The following is a 16,156-nucleotide window of genomic DNA, read 5'->3' as shown; positions in this document are numbered from 1 at the left end:
TCACCTCCTCATTATTTTTGGAAAGGATAAACCGAACCTAAACCTAAAATTTTAGTAAGCTCATCAAGTGCCATACGGCTTTCCATGAGTAAATGCGGATCAGCTAAATCTTCTTGTGCTAAACGATCACGATAGTGTTTATCGACCCATTGATTGAGTGTGCCAAACAATTGATCATTCATTAATACTTTTGGATTTACAGCATTTAACTCAGTTTCGTTTAAAGCTACGCGTAAACGTAAACATGCCGGACCACCACCATTACGCATACTTTCACGTAAGTCATATACCTGAATAGCATCAATTGGTGTACCCATCTGAACCATATCGTTCAGATAACCCCAAACTGCCTTATTCTGGCGAGACTCTTCTGGCACCACAATGGTCATTCCACCATCTGGACGAGTTAAAATCTGGCTATTAAATAAATAAGTTGCTACGGCATCATCAACAGTAACGCGGTTTTCAGGAACTTCAATCGAGATAAAATCTTCACCGATGCTTGCCATCTTTTGACGAATTTCAGCAAAAGCCTGATCTTGATTTAAAAATGCATGTTGATGATGGAATAAAACCTGTTGGTTACTTACCGCAATCACATCGTTATGGAAAACGCCTTGATCAATTACATCCGGATTTTGTTGAATAAAAACGGTATGCGCATCATCTAAACGATGCAAACGAGCAATTGCTTCACTTGCTTCACGTGTCTGACGAGCTGGATAGCGTTTTGGTCCCGGTAAGCCATTGTTTAAATGCTGTTGACCATAAACAAAAACTTGAACTCCACGTTTAGCATAATCACCACCTAAACGGTTGTGGTTTGCTGCACCTTCATCACCAAACAAAGCCACTTGTGGCAATGCTTCGTGGTGTACAAAGTGGCGTTCATTTTTAAAGATGGCTTGTAAAACTTGACTTGTAGTTTCAGCTTCAATTGAACGGTGAAACTTATTATTCAAGTTCGCTGCGGTAAAATGCACGCGTTCATCTTGGCTATCTGCCGAAGGTGAAACTGTTGCCGCATTTGCAGTCCACATTGGCGAAGCCGAACTTAGCGATGATAATAGTTCAGGTGAATGACGCATTGCTTGAGCAACTACGCTAATGTCATCTCCTGTAAAACCTAAACGGCGTAACATTGGAACATGTGGACGCTCATGCGGAACAAGCACGCCTTGTTTCATTCCCATGTCAGCCAAAGCTTTCATCTTTAGCAAACCTTGTTTGGCTGCTAATTTTGGATTCGAGGCATTATTACGGTTTTTTGTCGATGCTTCATTACCAAACGACAAACCCGCGTAGTGATGTGTTGGCCCCACTAAACCATCGAAATTTACTTCATATCCTTTCATTTTTCTTTCCCTAGTGTTTAAGGCAACACAATCCCTGGAGATAATTTTTCTGGTAAGGTTAAGCTGTCACTTTCAAGTGAAGCCATTGGCCAAGCACAATAATCAGCTGCATAAAAAGCACTTGCGCGGTGGTTACCAGATGCTCCCACACCACCAAACGGCGCAGCACTTGAAGCACCTGTTAATGGCTTATTCCAATTCACAATACCAGCACGCGCTTCAATAAGTACTTGATCAAACAGTTCACGTTTTGGTGAAACCAGACCAACTGACAAGCCAAAGCGAGTTGCATTCGCAATTTTTAATGCTTCATCAAAGTGGTCATAACGCTGAATGGTTGTAAGTGGACCAAAATATTCTTCATCTGGAATATCTGTTACGCCTGTTACATCAACAATGCCTGGAGTAAGTAGCGAACTGTCATCTTGTGGACGCGTCATTGGCAACAAACTTTTTGCACCAAGCTCAAGTAATTTTTGCTGAGCACGTATCATGTTTAATGCAGCAACCGACGAAATTACGCCCCCCATAAATGGTTGTTGTTCATCGTTCCAGCGACCAACTTTTAGATTTTTAGCAACTTCAACGAAACGTTGAATAAATGCATCACCTTCTGCGCCATTTTTCACCAAGATACGGCGTGCACATGTACAACGCTGACCCGCCGAAACAAAGGCTGATTGAATAGTGAGATTAACCACAGCATCGACATCAATAATTTCATCAATAATCAATGCATTATTGCCGCCCATTTCAAGCGCAAGGATTTTCTCAGGAGCACCCGCCATTTGCTTATGCAAGTGATAACCTGTGTTTGCACTTCCGGTAAACAATAAACCGTCAATTTCATGTGAGGCAGCTAGCGCTTCACCAGTGGTACGACCACCTTGCACCAAGTTCATCACACCATTTGGCAAACCAGCTTGCTGCCAAAGTTTCACAGTTTCTTCAGCAGTCCAAGGCGTTAATTCACTTGGTTTAAATACCACGGTATTTCCTGCAAGTAATGCAGGAACAATATGCCCATTTGGTAAATGGCCCGGGAAGTTATATGGGCCAAAAACTGCGAGCACACCATGTGGGCGATGACGTAAAGATGCTACACCATCGGCCATTTCAGTTGAGCTTTCACCTGTACGCTGGTGATAAGCACGGATTGAAATTGTAACTTTGCCAATCATTGACTGAACTTCAGTTAATGTTTCCCAAAATGGCTTACTGGTTTCTTGGCTAATCACTTCTGCTAAATGCTTTTTATTTTCTTCAAGCAAAGCCGCAAATTTCTCAACAATCGCTACACGCTCTACAAGTGGTAAACGTGCCCATGCTGGAAATGCAGTTCGCGCTGCTTGGCAAGCTTGCTCTACATCAGCAGCAGTTGCCTCAGCACCTGACCATACAGTTTGGTTATCAACTGGATTTGTTTTTTCAAATGTTGTGCCGCGGCCTTGTAACCAGACACCGTTTATAAATAAAGAATTTGACATCAGGATACTTCCATTGGATTTAGTGATAGCACACGAACGACGTGACCTTCTTGTACACCGAGTTTTTCAGCTTGTTCATGTGTTAAATTTATAGTTTTATCAACAAGATCAAGCTTCATTAACATTGCCTTATAGTCATGATAATTATCATTAGCAATGAGATATTGGGTCTTACCGACCGCAGCTTCACTTGTAATTTTGACGTTTAAGAACTGACTTTCTTTTACTGCGCGTAATTCATCAATATTGGCTTCAATGGTTGGACCCGCATCAAAAATATCGACATATCCTTGATAGCGTAAGCCTTCCGACTCAAGTACATGATAAGCAGGCAAAGTTTGTGGATGCATTTTTCCAATCACCTCTTGCGCATCTTTTGGCAAGAGATCTACATAGACTGGAAAACGTGGCATAAGCTCTGCAATAAATACTTTTTGCCCAATTCCACTCAAATAGTCTGCTGTCGAGAAATCCATATTGAAGAAATGGTGACCAATCGCATCCCAAAATGGAGAACATCCATTTTCGTCTGAGAAACCACGCATTTCAGCAATTAACTTTTTCTCGAAATATTGCTTAAAGGCAGCAATAAACATAAAACGGATTTTCGATAAGAACTTACCGTTTTGATTTTCACGACGCTCTGGATCTAAAAATAATGTACAGAGTTCGCTACTACCCGTTCTGTCATTACTCAAAAATAAGGTAGGTAGTGACTTATAAACGTTTAATGCTTTTGAAGCGTGTACTTGAGTACCAACATGAAAGTTGTACCAAGGCTCAATGAGTCCTACAGCAACTTCAATTGCGCTTAAACCAATAACACGTTGAGCTTCTGTATCTTCAAGAACAAACAGATAGCCTTGTTCACTTTTATGGACATTGCCATTTAAAGTATTGCGAGTACGTGAAATTCGAGCCGAAAGTGTATCCATATTTTGTGGCAAGGAAGTCAGGCCTACACCCGACTTACCCGCTAATTTATAAATATCTTCAAGGTCTCGAAACTCGGCATGACGGACGATCATCATGGCTAGCTTTCCTTTTTTTTATTTAGCCAATTTTGCCAATGCTCTTTTTAAACGAGCAATCCCTTCATCAATATCTTGTTCAGGAATGATAAGCGACGGAGTAAAACGAACCACATTCGGGCCTGCAATTAAAGCAAGTAAACCTTCTTCACCCGCCCAAGTCGTAATATCTTTAGCTTTTCCTGCATACTCAGCTTTTAATTCACAACCAATCAATAAACCTTCACCACGAATTTCTTCAAAAATCTGATGTTCAGCGTTTAATGCATTTAGTGCATCGAGGAAATATTGATGACGATGCTTCACACCCTCAAGTACTTCAGGGGTATTAATAAATTCAAATACCGCACCTGCAACTGCACTTGCTAACGGGTTACCACCGTAAGTCGTACCGTGCGTACCCACTGAAAAATGCGGAGCAAACTTATCTATTGTTAACATTGCACCCACTGGGAAACCGCCGCCTAATGCTTTTGCAGTGGTTAATACATCTGGAATAACGCCAGAGTTCATGTAAGCATAAAGTGCGCCTGTACGGCCTACACCCGTTTGCACTTCATCAAAAATAAGTAAGGCACCAAACTCATCACACAGTGCACGCAAACCTTTTAAAAATTCAATGTCAGCAAGAATAACACCGCCTTCACCTTGTATTGGTTCAACAATGACTGCACATGTTTGCTCATTAATCACCGCTTTTGCAGCGTCTAAATCATTAAAAGCAACGTGGTTAATGCCATTTGGAAGTGGTGCAAAGTCTTGTGAATATTTCGGTTGACCACCCGCTGAAACGGTAAATAAAGTGCGGCCATGGAAAGCATTATTAAATGCCACAATGCCACTTTTACCAGCAACGCCACTGTCTAGACCGACTTTACGAGCTAGTTTTAATGCAGCTTCATTCGCTTCAGCACCTGAGTTACAGAAGAAAACTTTATCTGCAAATGTATTTTCAGTAAGTTGTTTTGCAAGACGTAGAACGGGTTCATTTGTATAACCATTGCCTACATGCCAAAGTTTTGTTGCTTGTTCTGTTAAAGCATTTACTGCCACTGGATGCGCATGACCTAATGCGTTTACTGCAATCCCGCCTGCAAAATCAATATATTCTTTATTTTCTTGATCCCAAATACGTGAACCTTCGCCACGTACCGGAATGAAATTTGCCGGTGCAAAAACTGGAACCATCCAGTCATTAAAGTTGCTTCGAGTTACAGAAATTGGCTGTTCCATGCTTACCTCAGTATTTATTTAATATATTCGATATCACTTGAATTTTAATAATTCAGAAAAGGGGCTGAACAAATAACCCTATAACATCCTTAATATTTGTTCAGACCACTTTTTCTAAAAGTAATTTCCGCAGATTAGCCCGGGAAAATACCACGCTCTTTACGAGCTTTTAAAATACGCTCACATGCCAAGATGTAAGCTGCTGTACGTAAAGTACAAGCGTTGCTGTTCGCTGTATTCCAAACGTCATCCATAGCCTGAACCATCAATTTGTCTAAACGCTCATTGATTTCTTCTTCAGTCCAGAAGTAGCTCGCCATGTCTTGAACCCATTCGAAGTAACTTACAGTTACACCGCCGGCGTTACATACAACGTCAGGTACTACAACAATGCCACGCTCAACTAATACGTCTTCAGCTTTAGGATAAGTCGGGCCGTTTGCGCCTTCTAAAATCAACTTAGCTTTAAGTTTTTGAGCACGCTCAACAGTGATTTGACCTTCCAATGCAGCAGGAACAATAATGTCAACTTCTGCTGTCCAGAAATCTTCATCAGCAATTGATTGCGCGCCAGCGAAACCGCCAATACCGCCTTGATTTGCATTTACGTGATCACGTAACGCTTCAAGATCAATACCATCAGCATTGAAAATAGTGCCTGTATGGTCTTGTACGTGTGTAACTTTTGCTTTTGATTCAACAAACAAGAAAGCAGCTTCACTACCTACGTTACCAAAACCTTGAATAGCGACTTTCGCACCTTCAATTGGTAAATTGATTTTTGCAGCTACTTCACGACCTGTAACGAATACACCACGACCAGTCGCTTTTACACGACCTAAAGAACCACCTAAGTGAACTGGCTTACCAGTTACAACACCAGTTACTGTGTAACCTTGGCTTGTAGAATAAGTATCCATCATCCAACCCATGATATTGGCATTTGTACCAACGTCTGGAGCCGGGATATCTTTTTGAGGCCCGATAATGTGACCGATTTCAGTCGTATAACGACGAGTTAAACGCTCTAATTCACGATTAGATAATTTACGTGGATCAACACGGATACCACCTTTCGCACCGCCAAATGGCAAGTTCAAAACAGCAGTTTTAATTGTCATCCATGCAGACAACGCCATAACTTCGTTTAAATCAACATTTGGATGGTAACGAACACCACCTTTACCAGGACCACGAGACAAGTTGTGTTGTACACGGTAGCCTTCAAAGTGCTGAATAGAACCGTCATCCATTACAATTGGCACGTCTACAATAAGTGCACGCTTTGGACGTTTTAAAGTATCGATAAACTCAGCTAAGTGGTCTAAGTACGGAGCAACACGGTCAATCTGTGCCAAGTAAGTTTGCCATGCATCGCTGTGTTCGTTTACGTATGAAAGATCTGACATCTTTTTTCCTATATACCTTCATAGATTCAGATTTGATAAATCTGCAATCTTTATTATTTAGCAACTAAAACCCTGAAATAACAGTATCTTAGTTTATTTACTAAATCTTTTGCTCTTCTAAAGCATCAGATTTTTTAAATTCCATTTGTTGATACTAAAAGTACGATCTACTTTTATATACCGATATCTTTTACAAGTTTTCTTTTGTCTAAATTGCTTTTATAAAGAGAGCTTTATGAAAGCAAAAACTAACCACAACCAACTAAAACCAGCCGGCTGAAATATAAATACAAAAGAAGTGACATAACCGTTTGGGAGTTAAAAAGAACTATGATTTACAAAAATCATGAGTCCATAAAATTATTTTTGACTAATCGATAGATCCCTCCATTAGTCTTTTTAAAAATAAACTTTGTTCAATAATCCTACAGATTAATTATTTCCACACATACTGCTTAAAATTAAGCCGCAACATAGATATAAAATCTTCCAATGAATATAGCATAGAGCACGCTCATTTAGAACATTTTAAAATAAATAAGCAGAGAAAAAATAATCAAATCGTACTAACACTTATAATAAAAAAACAACAAATATTAAAAAACCCTTAACTCTAATAAAAAAAATTTATATAAATTAAACCACCATAAATACAAAAAATGTAAATATTTTAAATGTTATATAACAGCAACTTAATAAATTTATTTTTCTAAAAAATCATCAAAAAACTATCTACTCTCCACATTAAATCCATATTAAGCCCATTCCACTCCTCTATTCTAAAAAAACAAAAACAGCTCCTTATTAAATAACAAGACTAAACATAGACTTAATCAAATAGTTATAATAAAAAAATATTAATAAAAATCCGATCAATGGTGAATTTATAAAACAATATTTGTTTTTATGATTAAAAATAAAAATTCATTTTAAAAAAAAATATATAAAATCCATTCTTCTTAATTTACTACAAACCACAAAAAAGGCCCCAAATGGGGCCTTTAGACTACGCATGAGAACACATACTTTAGTTAGTTCTGCACCACATCTTTCTTGTGATAAAAAATGAAGTAGCTCGCATAACACAAAAGAATAAAAACAATACAACAAATAAAGCCTACCTGCATCGAAGGATCAAATACCATGCTAATGCAAGTAATGGCGCAGAACAGACCGCCCACAATTGGAGTTAAAGGAAATAATGGAGCAGCAAAACGCAAATCTTTTGCAGTTCTACCAGATTTATACCACTGTCTACGGAAATTAAATTGAGATACGCAAATTGCAATCCACACGACAACCATAGTGAAAGCAGCAACACCCAATAAGTTTTTAAAAATAGTTTCAGGTGCAAATTGTTCTGAAAGTAAACCTGGTATAGCGCCCAGCATTGTGACCACAATAGCTACAATCGGTGTTCCGGAAGGTGTAAGTTTTGAAAATATTTTTGGTAATTGGTTTTTTGCTGAAAGCGACCACATCATACGTGAAGCAGCAAATAAACCTGAATTTGCAGCAGAGAGTAAAGCCGTAATAATTACAAAGCGAATAATATCTTCCGCATATGGAATACCAATGTAATTAAACACAGTCACAAATGGACTATTACTCACCTCATTACCACTCAAACCAGCAAGCTGGAATGGTAACAATGAACTAATTACAACAATTGTGCCGACAAAGAAAATCAGTAGTCGCCAAATAGCAGCATTGATTGCTTTAGGAACAGTTTTTTCAGGATTTTCAGTTTCACCAGCAGCTACACCAATTAATTCTGTACCCGAAAAAGCAAAATTAACAATCAGCATGGTTGCAAAGATTGGGAATAAACCATGTGGGAACCAACCTTGAGCGGTTAGATTACTAAATAACGGTGCAGTTTCGTGTCCGTGATAAGGAATAAAACCAAAAATTGCCAACAAACCTAAACCAATAAAACAGATAATCGTAACAACCTTGACAAGTGACAACCAAAACTCTGACTCGGCAAATAATCGTGTTGAACTAACATTTAGAAAAAAAACCAAGGCACCAAAACACAGTGTCCAAGCCCAAACAGACGTAGAGGGAAACCACTCTCGAACCAGTAAAGCTGCGGCGGTAAACTCAGTTCCTAAAGTCGCGGTCCAAGTTAACCAATAGAGCCAAGTGATCATATAACCTGTACCCGGACCAATATAACGACGAGCATACTCACCGAATGATCCTGATTCTGGTACATGTACTGCAAGTTCACCCAGACATAACATCACGGTATAGGCAATTAAACCGCCTAAAAAATAAGAAATAATTGCGCCAATTGGGCCAGCTTGGGAAATTACATCACCCGACCCTAAAAAAAGACCTGTTCCTATAGCACCGCCAAGGGAGATCATCACCAAATGCCGAGTACTCATTGCTCGTTTCAAAGGTGCAGAACTTCCATGTTGCGATGCATCATTATTCCGATAATTTAATGATTGCATATAAAAAACTGTAACGACAATTTAGTAAAAAATCATTTTAGGATAAAAAAATAAATATGCAATTATCTTTAAATAGTGAACTTATTTTAAGCAGGTCTTTTCACACCAAATAAAATAAACAACAAAAACAAAATCTTATATAAAAAATTAGTTATTTATGTATTTTAATTAACCTCACACTATTTCTATAATTTATATATCAATAAAACCCATTTATTTTAAAATATAGTATTTATATTCACCATTAGTTATATCAACTTTTAATACAACAAATATTCGCAGAATAAACACACCATTTATTTAAATAATGAATTTCAAATTAATATACAAATAAGTTTATGAAAAAATATTTTTTTAGCAAAAAATAAAGCTCAAACCTAAAGGTCTGAGCTTTATTTAACCACTATAAAGTTTTAAAAGCTGATAGAGGTTAGTTGTTCAGTCGGCTGAATTGAACCTTCTATAAATTCACACATCCCGTGTTCATCACAAGATAAATTTAATTGCTTATAGCTGATTGCAAAAAATTCGGAATATTTTTTGATTACAAATGGGTTCATATCAGATGTTAAAGGCTGTTCGTACTTAAACAATTTAATGACTTTGCGATCATTCATTCCTAACAAATAGGTTTCATCATTTAATTCAATGTGAACTACACCAGTGTGTTCAGCCACAATTGGAATCAAATAAGACTTATTTGCCAACAGAACATCTAGAGCATAACTCTCAAACTTTGAATTAATGAGGTTAAATACCAAAATTGAGCCAAAGCTATTCTGTAACCCTTCTGTATAACTCGCCTCTTGCTGAGTTTGTTGTACCTTAATACCCAGTTTTTGAAAGTCTAACTCAGTTGCCTGCTTTGCTTTCATAAGGCTACGAGTAATAGCCTGTTTAAGTGGGTTATCAAAATAACGCTCATCAAGCTGAAAATCATTTTGGCGTAATATTTTTAACAGCATGTCATCATGATGCGAAAGAACATGCGCAAGTACATTACGGAAATAAAATTTACTTTGCTTTTTGACCTTTCGAACCTGTTGATAAAAATAAATTTCATCAAAGTCATGTTCAATAAAATCATGCAATAAACTTGAGCTTGCCAGTACAGACAATGCTTCATGACCAGTAAATGGCAAATGAATCGTATGTAAGTTTGGTAATAGCTCTTTTATTTTTAGATAATGTTCACGGTCGGTCGAAAAATAAGGGTCATAAACAATGACGTATTCACGTGCTGCATCCACATCTTGCGTCTGGATCTGCATCTCTTTATTTGCTACAGCATCGAAAAATTCAGCATAGCGTCGATCCTCAACTTGATCAGGATCAATTGAATATTGAGGCACAAATGCAATCACACGGTTCATATTCAATAAATTAGAATATTTGATTGCTGCATAGCCGCCCATCGAACCGCCATAACCCACAATATTTTTAAAACCCTGAAGAACAGACGAAATTGTTTTCGCCAGCTCAATCATGCTCGCTTGAGGAAACCATGATTTTTGTTTTGGCATTATTCCAATAACATTGTATTGGTATTTAATTAGGGACTTTTCAGCATTGATAGATAAGCCACTCGCTCGGGTAATCAAATCGCCAAAAGAGAGAACCAATGTATTAGAATCGCCTGGTAAAAAAATGGCTCTAATGTGTTCGTCTTCAAAAATAATTTGCTTATCCATGCTCACACCGAAAGAAAATTTACTCCCACATACAACGTCAAAAATGAAACAAAATAGGTGTTTTGCCAATTTATGATTGCGGAGTATCTTATTTTATAGATGCCAGTCAGATTAAAAAGCGCAAAATATGACACAATCCTTACATCCTGCCGCTCAAAAAGGCTTCAGCTCAGCTGCTGAACTTTATCAGCAAGTTAGACCTAATTATCCCGCAGAAATAGTGAGTTGGCTGCAAAATTGCCTACAAATACAGGAAAACTCTGCTGTTATCGATCTTGGATCAGGTACTGGCAAATTCTTACCCTACTTAAAACAAACACATGCAGATGTTATTGCGGTTGAGCCAATTGGCGAGATGTTACAGCAGCTGCAACATGTTTATCCGGATATCAAAACATTACAGGCTTTTAGCCATTCAATTCCTGTAGCAGACCATAAAATTGATGCCATTATTTGTGCGCAATCTTTCCACTGGTTTGACAACACAGACACCCTAACAGAAATGTATCGGATATTAAAACCACAAGGGCATTTAGGCCTTGTTTGGAATCAACGCGATGAACATACAGACTGGGTCAAAGCCTTAGCTGATTTTCTGCTTCCACTAGAAGGAGACACACCTCGTTACCATAGTGAAAATTGGAAACGTGTGTTTGAACAACAAGATTTATTTGTATTTGATAGCCTACAAACTTTTACTCAGTCACAACGCGGCCCTGTCGAACAAGTTGTGAGTAAACGTTTGCTCTCAACAAGTTTTATTGCTGCAATGACCGAAAAAGATCAACTACAACTCAAAGCACAGTTTGAAAAAATTGTTTATGATTTTACTGGATTGGGTCCTCAAGATCATATTGATTTTCCATATGTCACATATGCATATCACTTTCAGAAAAGTACGTTACCCGTTAAATAATTAGTGAATAGGTTTGGTTGAAAGTTATGAAGAAGAAAACACCTCAGGTCATATTAATGTCTTTGCTTTGCTCTAGCCTATTACTTACTGCTTGTAAAAAAGCGGATGAGCCTGCAAAGACTGAGCAAAACTCAGCGACATCATCTACCGATCAGGTTTTAGAAAAACTAAATGAAAGACCTGTTAAGACATTCCCTGCCACTGCTGATGATGTACACGACATTGCGCTCTTAGAGGACTATGACCGACGCTTTACAGAAATGAGCGATGAGATGGAAATTGAATTAGCAAAAATGCATGAAGCAGGAACGCTAACTACAGAGTTTGAGCAACAGCGTACGCTTGATAATGTGCGCTCTGCTCTTACCATGTTAAAAGATCTAGATTTAAAAACTGAGCAAGGCCGTTATGTACAAGGCCTACTTTATCAATATTGGGAAAACCAAGAAAAACACTATAGTGATAAGCATGCGACTAAAGATGAGCAGATCAATGATCTTGCTGACTATTTACAAGCACAAAATCAATTAAAATATTGGAAAGCATCGCAACAGAAATAAGAACGGCATTGCTTACTAAAAAGCCTTCATATTCATGAAGGCTTTTTAAATTATATATTTTGCTTTTCAACCCAATGAATAGATTGCACACGGAATAGTTCACAAGCACCATCGCCTGTATCGGTTGGTGTAAGTGAAGATTTCCAGACTAAGTTTTTATCCTTAATCTCGACAAGATCACCTTTTAAATAGACTAAATCACCACGTTTAACCTGTTTAATCTGCTGAGCAATTTCAGGGTTTGCAGGAATGATGTGCATGTTAGACACCATTTGCATTGCTTGCTCTGCCGGAACAGGTAATCTAGGAATTTTCCAGTTTAAATAACGGTCATATTGTTTCACTGAAATATGGCGTGCAATTTCAGGCTGTGCAAATAATCCCCAACTTACAGCATAGTCGATAGGAGAAAACTTAGCTTGCTCATCACTGTGATATATTTTTGAACCAAGTATTCTGAAATTCCCCTGAAAAGGTTGCAATACAGAAATTGACTGGTCTTTTTCAACGGGGCTCAAACCTTTGGCAATATTATATTCACTTGAGGTCGATGCAAATGCTGAACTCATGCTAATAGCAGCTAATAAGCCCATCATTAAACGTTGTTTTTTCATCGCTTTATACCTCGAATATTGCTAGATCAAATTAAAAAGATCTTCAATTTATAGTAGCCATAAGTGATGAAAAAAATATCGGAATTTAGTAACAATACAGATCAATTTCGTCTATTTTTGTGCTGAATTAAATAGCTTCTTAATCTTCAAAATCGATTCTCAAAGTTTCAAAACGAACCTTACCTTGCTGTACAGCTTGCGCAATGGCCTGCTGGCCTTTCGTGAGTCTTGCACCACCACTTTTTACATCAAGTAAAATAATATTGATGTCTTCTGCCGTACCATCACCATCACGAAAATCGGTATATCCATCAAAGATAATATAGTCCACCGGATCGCCCATGAATTTGGCATCGCTTGGTAGATACTGAAATTCAGGCAAAACTGGAGCAAATTGTTCTGCCATTTTTCCTTTCAACACAGCACGGCTTGTATTTACACTTCTCTTTTGTGCTTGAGTGAGGGCTTGTTGATGCTCTAATTCAAGTTCAGCAATATATTGCTCATATTCAGCTTTAATTCGGCCATTCCGAGTGTTTGATAAAATAAGAGTAGTGATAATGATGCCAATTCCAGCCCCAATAAGCATGGCAAGCCATACAGACATAAATTTTCCTTAAAAAGCGCGAATCAAGATTACAGATCTAATCATATCTAAAATAACGAAACAGCTTAAACTTTTGTCAAATGTGGTCATCTCCTTCACATAAAAAGATGCTAAGGTATAAAACATAAACAAATGTGCTGCTGAAAATAATTGGATTTATGAAAACGATACTTATTGCAAATCAAAAGGGCGGATGCGGAAAAACCATGACGGCCATTACGTTGGCAACAGCATTGGCACAAAAAGGATATAAAGTAGCATTAGCAGATTCGGACAATCAAAAATCGGCTTTACAGTGGTTAAAACAGCGCCCCGATGGCGTCGCAAAAATTCAAAGCCTCGACTGGCGTCATGAAAAATCAATTGGTGACGCACCTAAAAATCTGGATTATTTAATTATTGATGCGCCTGGTGCACTTTCAGGTGAACATGCTGAGCAACTCATTAGTGAAGCTCATGCCATTATTACCCCACTTCAGCCTTCATTTTTTGATATAGACAGTACTCGTCGCTTTTTGAAGCATTTACAAGATATTAAACGTATTCGTAAAGGCAAAGTTCAGATTTTACTTCTTGCTAATCGTGTAAAACCGAATAGTGCTAGCTCAAAAGATATTCAACAGTTTTTTGAAAAAATTGAACAGGAACCTGTTGCGTGGATTGCTGAACGTACGGCTTATGGTAGCTTAGCGATGCAAGGCTTAAGCATTTTTGATAAACCTCAAAAAAACTTTATTACGATTCAAAATCAATGGCAACCTGTTCTAAACAAGTTAGTTGAAGATAAAGCTGAGTGGTTTTAAAGAACTTTTAGTCTCTAAAAAGAGATGTATAAGGTTCTTTACATTACGGCCTTAAAATTTGCCTCAGGTTATTTTTCAGTTAATATGACTTTATTCTATGTAGAAAATTAGAGAAATATTGTTCGTGCATCCATACGCTCCTAATTTACAGCGCGTTTTATTGTTTGGGCTGTTTTTTATTTTGATTTTTTTAGGATTTAATATCCTGAAATACTTTATTGTTCCTGTACTTTGGGCTGCCATCATTGCTTATATGACTTGGCCTATTTATTTAAGAATTCAACGTTTTTTTGGAGAAACCCGTAATACTTTAAATGCAACTCTAATGATTAGTCTGGTCATTCTGGTTGTTGGCGTCCCTTTTACATGCGCTATTTTTATTTTGCAGCATGAAGGCCGCAATTTATATTTTGACTTGCAACGTCAGGTTTTTTCAGGTCATTTAAGTGTTCCTGATTTTATTCGCGAACTTCCTTTTGTTGGAAAAGAAATTTCTCGCACACTCAATGAAATAAATACTGATCCAAATAGCACTATTCAGAATATCGCAGCTTGGGTTCAAAGCCATTTAAGTTATGGTCGAATGCTGCTCGGTGAAATTAGTAAAAATGTTGTCAAATTTGGCTTTGCCGTATTTAGCCTATTTTTCTTCTATCGTGATGGTCAAATGATTTTATCTCAGGTGAGCAAAGCCTTAGAAATGGTTATAGGCCCTCGTATTCACCATTATCTCGATACGATCTCTGAAACGACTCGTGCTGTAGTCTACGGCGTGGGTTTAACTGCAATTGCTCAAGCTGTTTTAGCTGGATTAAGTTATTTCGTAGCAGGTGTCCCTAACCCAATGGTGCTTACCATTGCTACTTTCTTGTTAGCTTTAATTCCATTTGGTACACCAATTTCCTATTTAGGTGTCGGTCTATGGTTGTTCTCTCAGGGACAAACGATGGAAGCAATTGGTGTAGTGGTTTGGGGTGTAGTGATTGTGAGTAGCTCAGATAATGTGATTCGACCACTTGTGATTTCTGGCGCTACAAAAATTCCATTCTTATTAATTATGTTTGGTGTGTTAGGTGGTATTGCAAGCTTCGGATTAGTAGGTTTATTTATTGGACCTGTAATTCTGGCTATTTTACTGGCAATTTGGCGTGAATGGTTACATGAAACCATTGAGCCTGAACCTATGCCTAAAACGACTATGATTTATGATTCTGAAAGTGAATCTTCCAGCTATAAAGATTGACATATTTATTTAATTTAAAAATGTTTCTAGATACAAATTAACTATTTAAATTAACTTGTAGGCTAGACCTGCGTTTGTTTGAATCTAACAATCATATATATTTATAAGGACATCCAATCATGCAGATGTTTAATAAAATTGGCGCAGTCTGTGCGCTTACAGCTTTTTTTACGGTTGGCTGTAGTTCAGTCACAAAAACTGTATCTGATACAGCTCAAGCATTAACGACAATGCATACGAAAAAAGTAGTTGATGTAAATGAAGTAACTGCCGCTGGTATTGGTAAAAAATTAGGTACGATTAGCTTTCAAGATAGTGACAAAGGTTTAATTATTACTCCTGCTCTAGCTGATTTACCAAGCGGTACTCGTGGTTTCCATATTCATGAAAATGCCTCTTGTGAACCAGCTGAGAAAGATGGGAAAGCTGGTGCTGCTTTAGCTGCTGGTAGTCACTATAACCCGAATCAAGCCCCTCATCACGGTACTCCAACAACTGGCCACTTAGGTGATTTACCTGCTTTAGTGGTCGATAATACTGGTGTTGCAACGACTGCTGTGATCGCACCTCGATTGAAACTTGCTGATCTTCAAGGTCGAGCTATTATGATTCATGCGGGTGGCGATAACTACTCAGACTCACCTTTGCCTCTCGGTGGTGGCGGAGCACGAATTGCATGTGGTGTGATTAAATAATTTATGTCTTTTCAAATTGTGGGTATCTAAAAAGATATCCACAATTT

The 16,156-nt window shown here is 37.9% G+C and carries 14 protein-coding genes; 5 read left to right on the top strand and 9 right to left on the bottom strand.

Translation table 11 applies throughout. From position 1 onward, the window contains the following. Positions 1-11 precede the first annotated feature (11 nt). The 7 genes from astB to MMY79_RS01815 all read right to left on the bottom strand — a co-directional run bounded on the left by astB (position 12) and on the right by MMY79_RS01815 (position 10,671). Complete coding sequence (gene astB, locus MMY79_RS01845; protein WP_252611592.1) at positions 12-1,355, bottom strand: N-succinylarginine dihydrolase; 1,344 nt, start codon at positions 1,353-1,355, stop codon at positions 12-14. 17 nt (positions 1,356-1,372) lie between these two features. Continuing rightward, a complete protein-coding gene (gene astD, locus MMY79_RS01840) occupies positions 1,373-2,842 on the bottom strand; it encodes a succinylglutamate-semialdehyde dehydrogenase (RefSeq protein WP_252611590.1) in 1,470 nt (489 codons plus the stop codon). Then, a complete protein-coding gene (gene astA, locus MMY79_RS01835) occupies positions 2,842-3,873 on the bottom strand; it encodes an arginine N-succinyltransferase (protein WP_252611588.1) in 1,032 nt (343 codons plus the stop codon). Before astA ends, astD begins: the two co-directional genes overlap by 1 nt. A gap of 18 nt (positions 3,874-3,891) precedes the next feature. Beyond that, positions 3,892-5,106 carry an aspartate aminotransferase family protein gene (locus tag MMY79_RS01830; RefSeq protein ID WP_252611586.1) on the bottom strand — a complete coding sequence of 405 codons (1,215 nt, stop codon included), beginning with the start codon at positions 5,104-5,106 and terminating at the stop codon, positions 3,892-3,894. A gap of 134 nt (positions 5,107-5,240) precedes the next feature. Then, positions 5,241-6,515, bottom strand: a complete 1,275-nt coding sequence (locus MMY79_RS01825) for a Glu/Leu/Phe/Val dehydrogenase (protein ID WP_005038387.1) — start codon at positions 6,513-6,515, stop codon at positions 5,241-5,243. Between the two features lie 1,031 nt (positions 6,516-7,546). After that, positions 7,547-8,980, bottom strand: coding sequence for an amino acid permease (locus MMY79_RS01820; protein WP_252611584.1), 1,434 nt, complete (start codon positions 8,978-8,980; stop codon positions 7,547-7,549). A gap of 413 nt (positions 8,981-9,393) precedes the next feature. Continuing rightward, positions 9,394-10,671: a hypothetical protein gene (locus tag MMY79_RS01815; RefSeq protein ID WP_252611582.1), complete on the bottom strand. Its 1,278-nt coding sequence runs from the start codon at positions 10,669-10,671 to the stop codon at positions 9,394-9,396. 127 nt (positions 10,672-10,798) lie between these two features. On the opposite strand from MMY79_RS01815, the gene MMY79_RS01810 reads away from it, so the two are divergent. Beyond that, complete coding sequence (locus MMY79_RS01810; protein WP_252611580.1) at positions 10,799-11,587, top strand: class I SAM-dependent methyltransferase; 789 nt, start codon at positions 10,799-10,801, stop codon at positions 11,585-11,587. A gap of 26 nt (positions 11,588-11,613) precedes the next feature. Beyond that, complete coding sequence (locus MMY79_RS01805; protein ID WP_252611578.1) at positions 11,614-12,147, top strand: hypothetical protein; 534 nt, start codon at positions 11,614-11,616, stop codon at positions 12,145-12,147. 50 nt (positions 12,148-12,197) lie between these two features. Here the strand turns inward: MMY79_RS01805 and MMY79_RS01800 are convergent, their stop codons facing one another. After that, on the bottom strand, positions 12,198-12,761 hold the full coding sequence (locus MMY79_RS01800; protein ID WP_252611576.1) for a hypothetical protein: 564 nt from the start codon (positions 12,759-12,761) through the stop codon (positions 12,198-12,200). A 139-nt stretch (positions 12,762-12,900) separates the two neighbouring features. Further along, on the bottom strand, positions 12,901-13,368 hold the full coding sequence (locus MMY79_RS01795) for a Holliday junction resolvase-like protein (protein WP_002116954.1): 468 nt from the start codon (positions 13,366-13,368) through the stop codon (positions 12,901-12,903). Between the two features lie 158 nt (positions 13,369-13,526). Between MMY79_RS01795 and MMY79_RS01790 the strand changes: the two genes are divergently transcribed. From MMY79_RS01790 to sodC, 3 genes are all read left to right on the top strand, one after another. Further along, complete coding sequence (locus MMY79_RS01790) at positions 13,527-14,171, top strand: ParA family protein (RefSeq protein ID WP_013196737.1); 645 nt, start codon at positions 13,527-13,529, stop codon at positions 14,169-14,171. A gap of 124 nt (positions 14,172-14,295) precedes the next feature. Then, positions 14,296-15,414 carry an AI-2E family transporter gene (locus tag MMY79_RS01785; RefSeq protein ID WP_252611574.1) on the top strand — a complete coding sequence of 373 codons (1,119 nt, stop codon included), beginning with the start codon at positions 14,296-14,298 and terminating at the stop codon, positions 15,412-15,414. Between the two features lie 125 nt (positions 15,415-15,539). Further along, positions 15,540-16,109, top strand: a complete 570-nt coding sequence (gene sodC, locus MMY79_RS01780) for a superoxide dismutase [Cu-Zn] SodC (RefSeq protein WP_252613406.1) — start codon at positions 15,540-15,542, stop codon at positions 16,107-16,109. The last annotated feature ends 47 nt before the right edge of the window (positions 16,110-16,156 follow it).

It is taken from the genome of Acinetobacter sp. XS-4 (assembly GCF_023920705.1).
In the GTDB taxonomy this organism is placed as follows: domain Bacteria; phylum Pseudomonadota; class Gammaproteobacteria; order Pseudomonadales; family Moraxellaceae; genus Acinetobacter.
This window is presented reverse-complemented; position numbering and strand designations above follow the sequence as displayed.

Excerpts from the sequence above, each read along its gene's own strand:
- astB (WP_252611592.1), bottom strand. The coding sequence starts at position 1,355 with ATGAAAGGATATGAAGTAAATTTCGATGGTTTAGTGGGGCCAACACAT.
- astD (WP_252611590.1), bottom strand. The coding sequence starts at position 2,842 with ATGTCAAATTCTTTATTTATAAACGGTGTCTGGTTACAAGGCCGCGGC.
- astA (WP_252611588.1), bottom strand. The coding sequence starts at position 3,873 with ATGATGATCGTCCGTCATGCCGAGTTTCGAGACCTTGAAGATATTTAT.
- MMY79_RS01830 (WP_252611586.1), bottom strand. The coding sequence starts at position 5,106 with ATGGAACAGCCAATTTCTGTAACTCGAAGCAACTTTAATGACTGGATG.
- MMY79_RS01825 (WP_005038387.1), bottom strand. The coding sequence starts at position 6,515 with ATGTCAGATCTTTCATACGTAAACGAACACAGCGATGCATGGCAAACT.
- MMY79_RS01820 (WP_252611584.1), bottom strand. The coding sequence starts at position 8,980 with ATGCAATCATTAAATTATCGGAATAATGATGCATCGCAACATGGAAGT.
- MMY79_RS01815 (WP_252611582.1), bottom strand. The coding sequence starts at position 10,671 with ATGGATAAGCAAATTATTTTTGAAGACGAACACATTAGAGCCATTTTT.
- MMY79_RS01810 (WP_252611580.1), top strand. The coding sequence starts at position 10,799 with ATGACACAATCCTTACATCCTGCCGCTCAAAAAGGCTTCAGCTCAGCT.
- MMY79_RS01805 (WP_252611578.1), top strand. The coding sequence starts at position 11,614 with ATGAAGAAGAAAACACCTCAGGTCATATTAATGTCTTTGCTTTGCTCT.
- MMY79_RS01800 (WP_252611576.1), bottom strand. The coding sequence starts at position 12,761 with ATGAAAAAACAACGTTTAATGATGGGCTTATTAGCTGCTATTAGCATG.
- MMY79_RS01795 (WP_002116954.1), bottom strand. The coding sequence starts at position 13,368 with ATGTCTGTATGGCTTGCCATGCTTATTGGGGCTGGAATTGGCATCATT.
- MMY79_RS01790 (WP_013196737.1), top strand. The coding sequence starts at position 13,527 with ATGAAAACGATACTTATTGCAAATCAAAAGGGCGGATGCGGAAAAACC.
- sodC (WP_252613406.1), top strand. The coding sequence starts at position 15,540 with ATGTTTAATAAAATTGGCGCAGTCTGTGCGCTTACAGCTTTTTTTACG.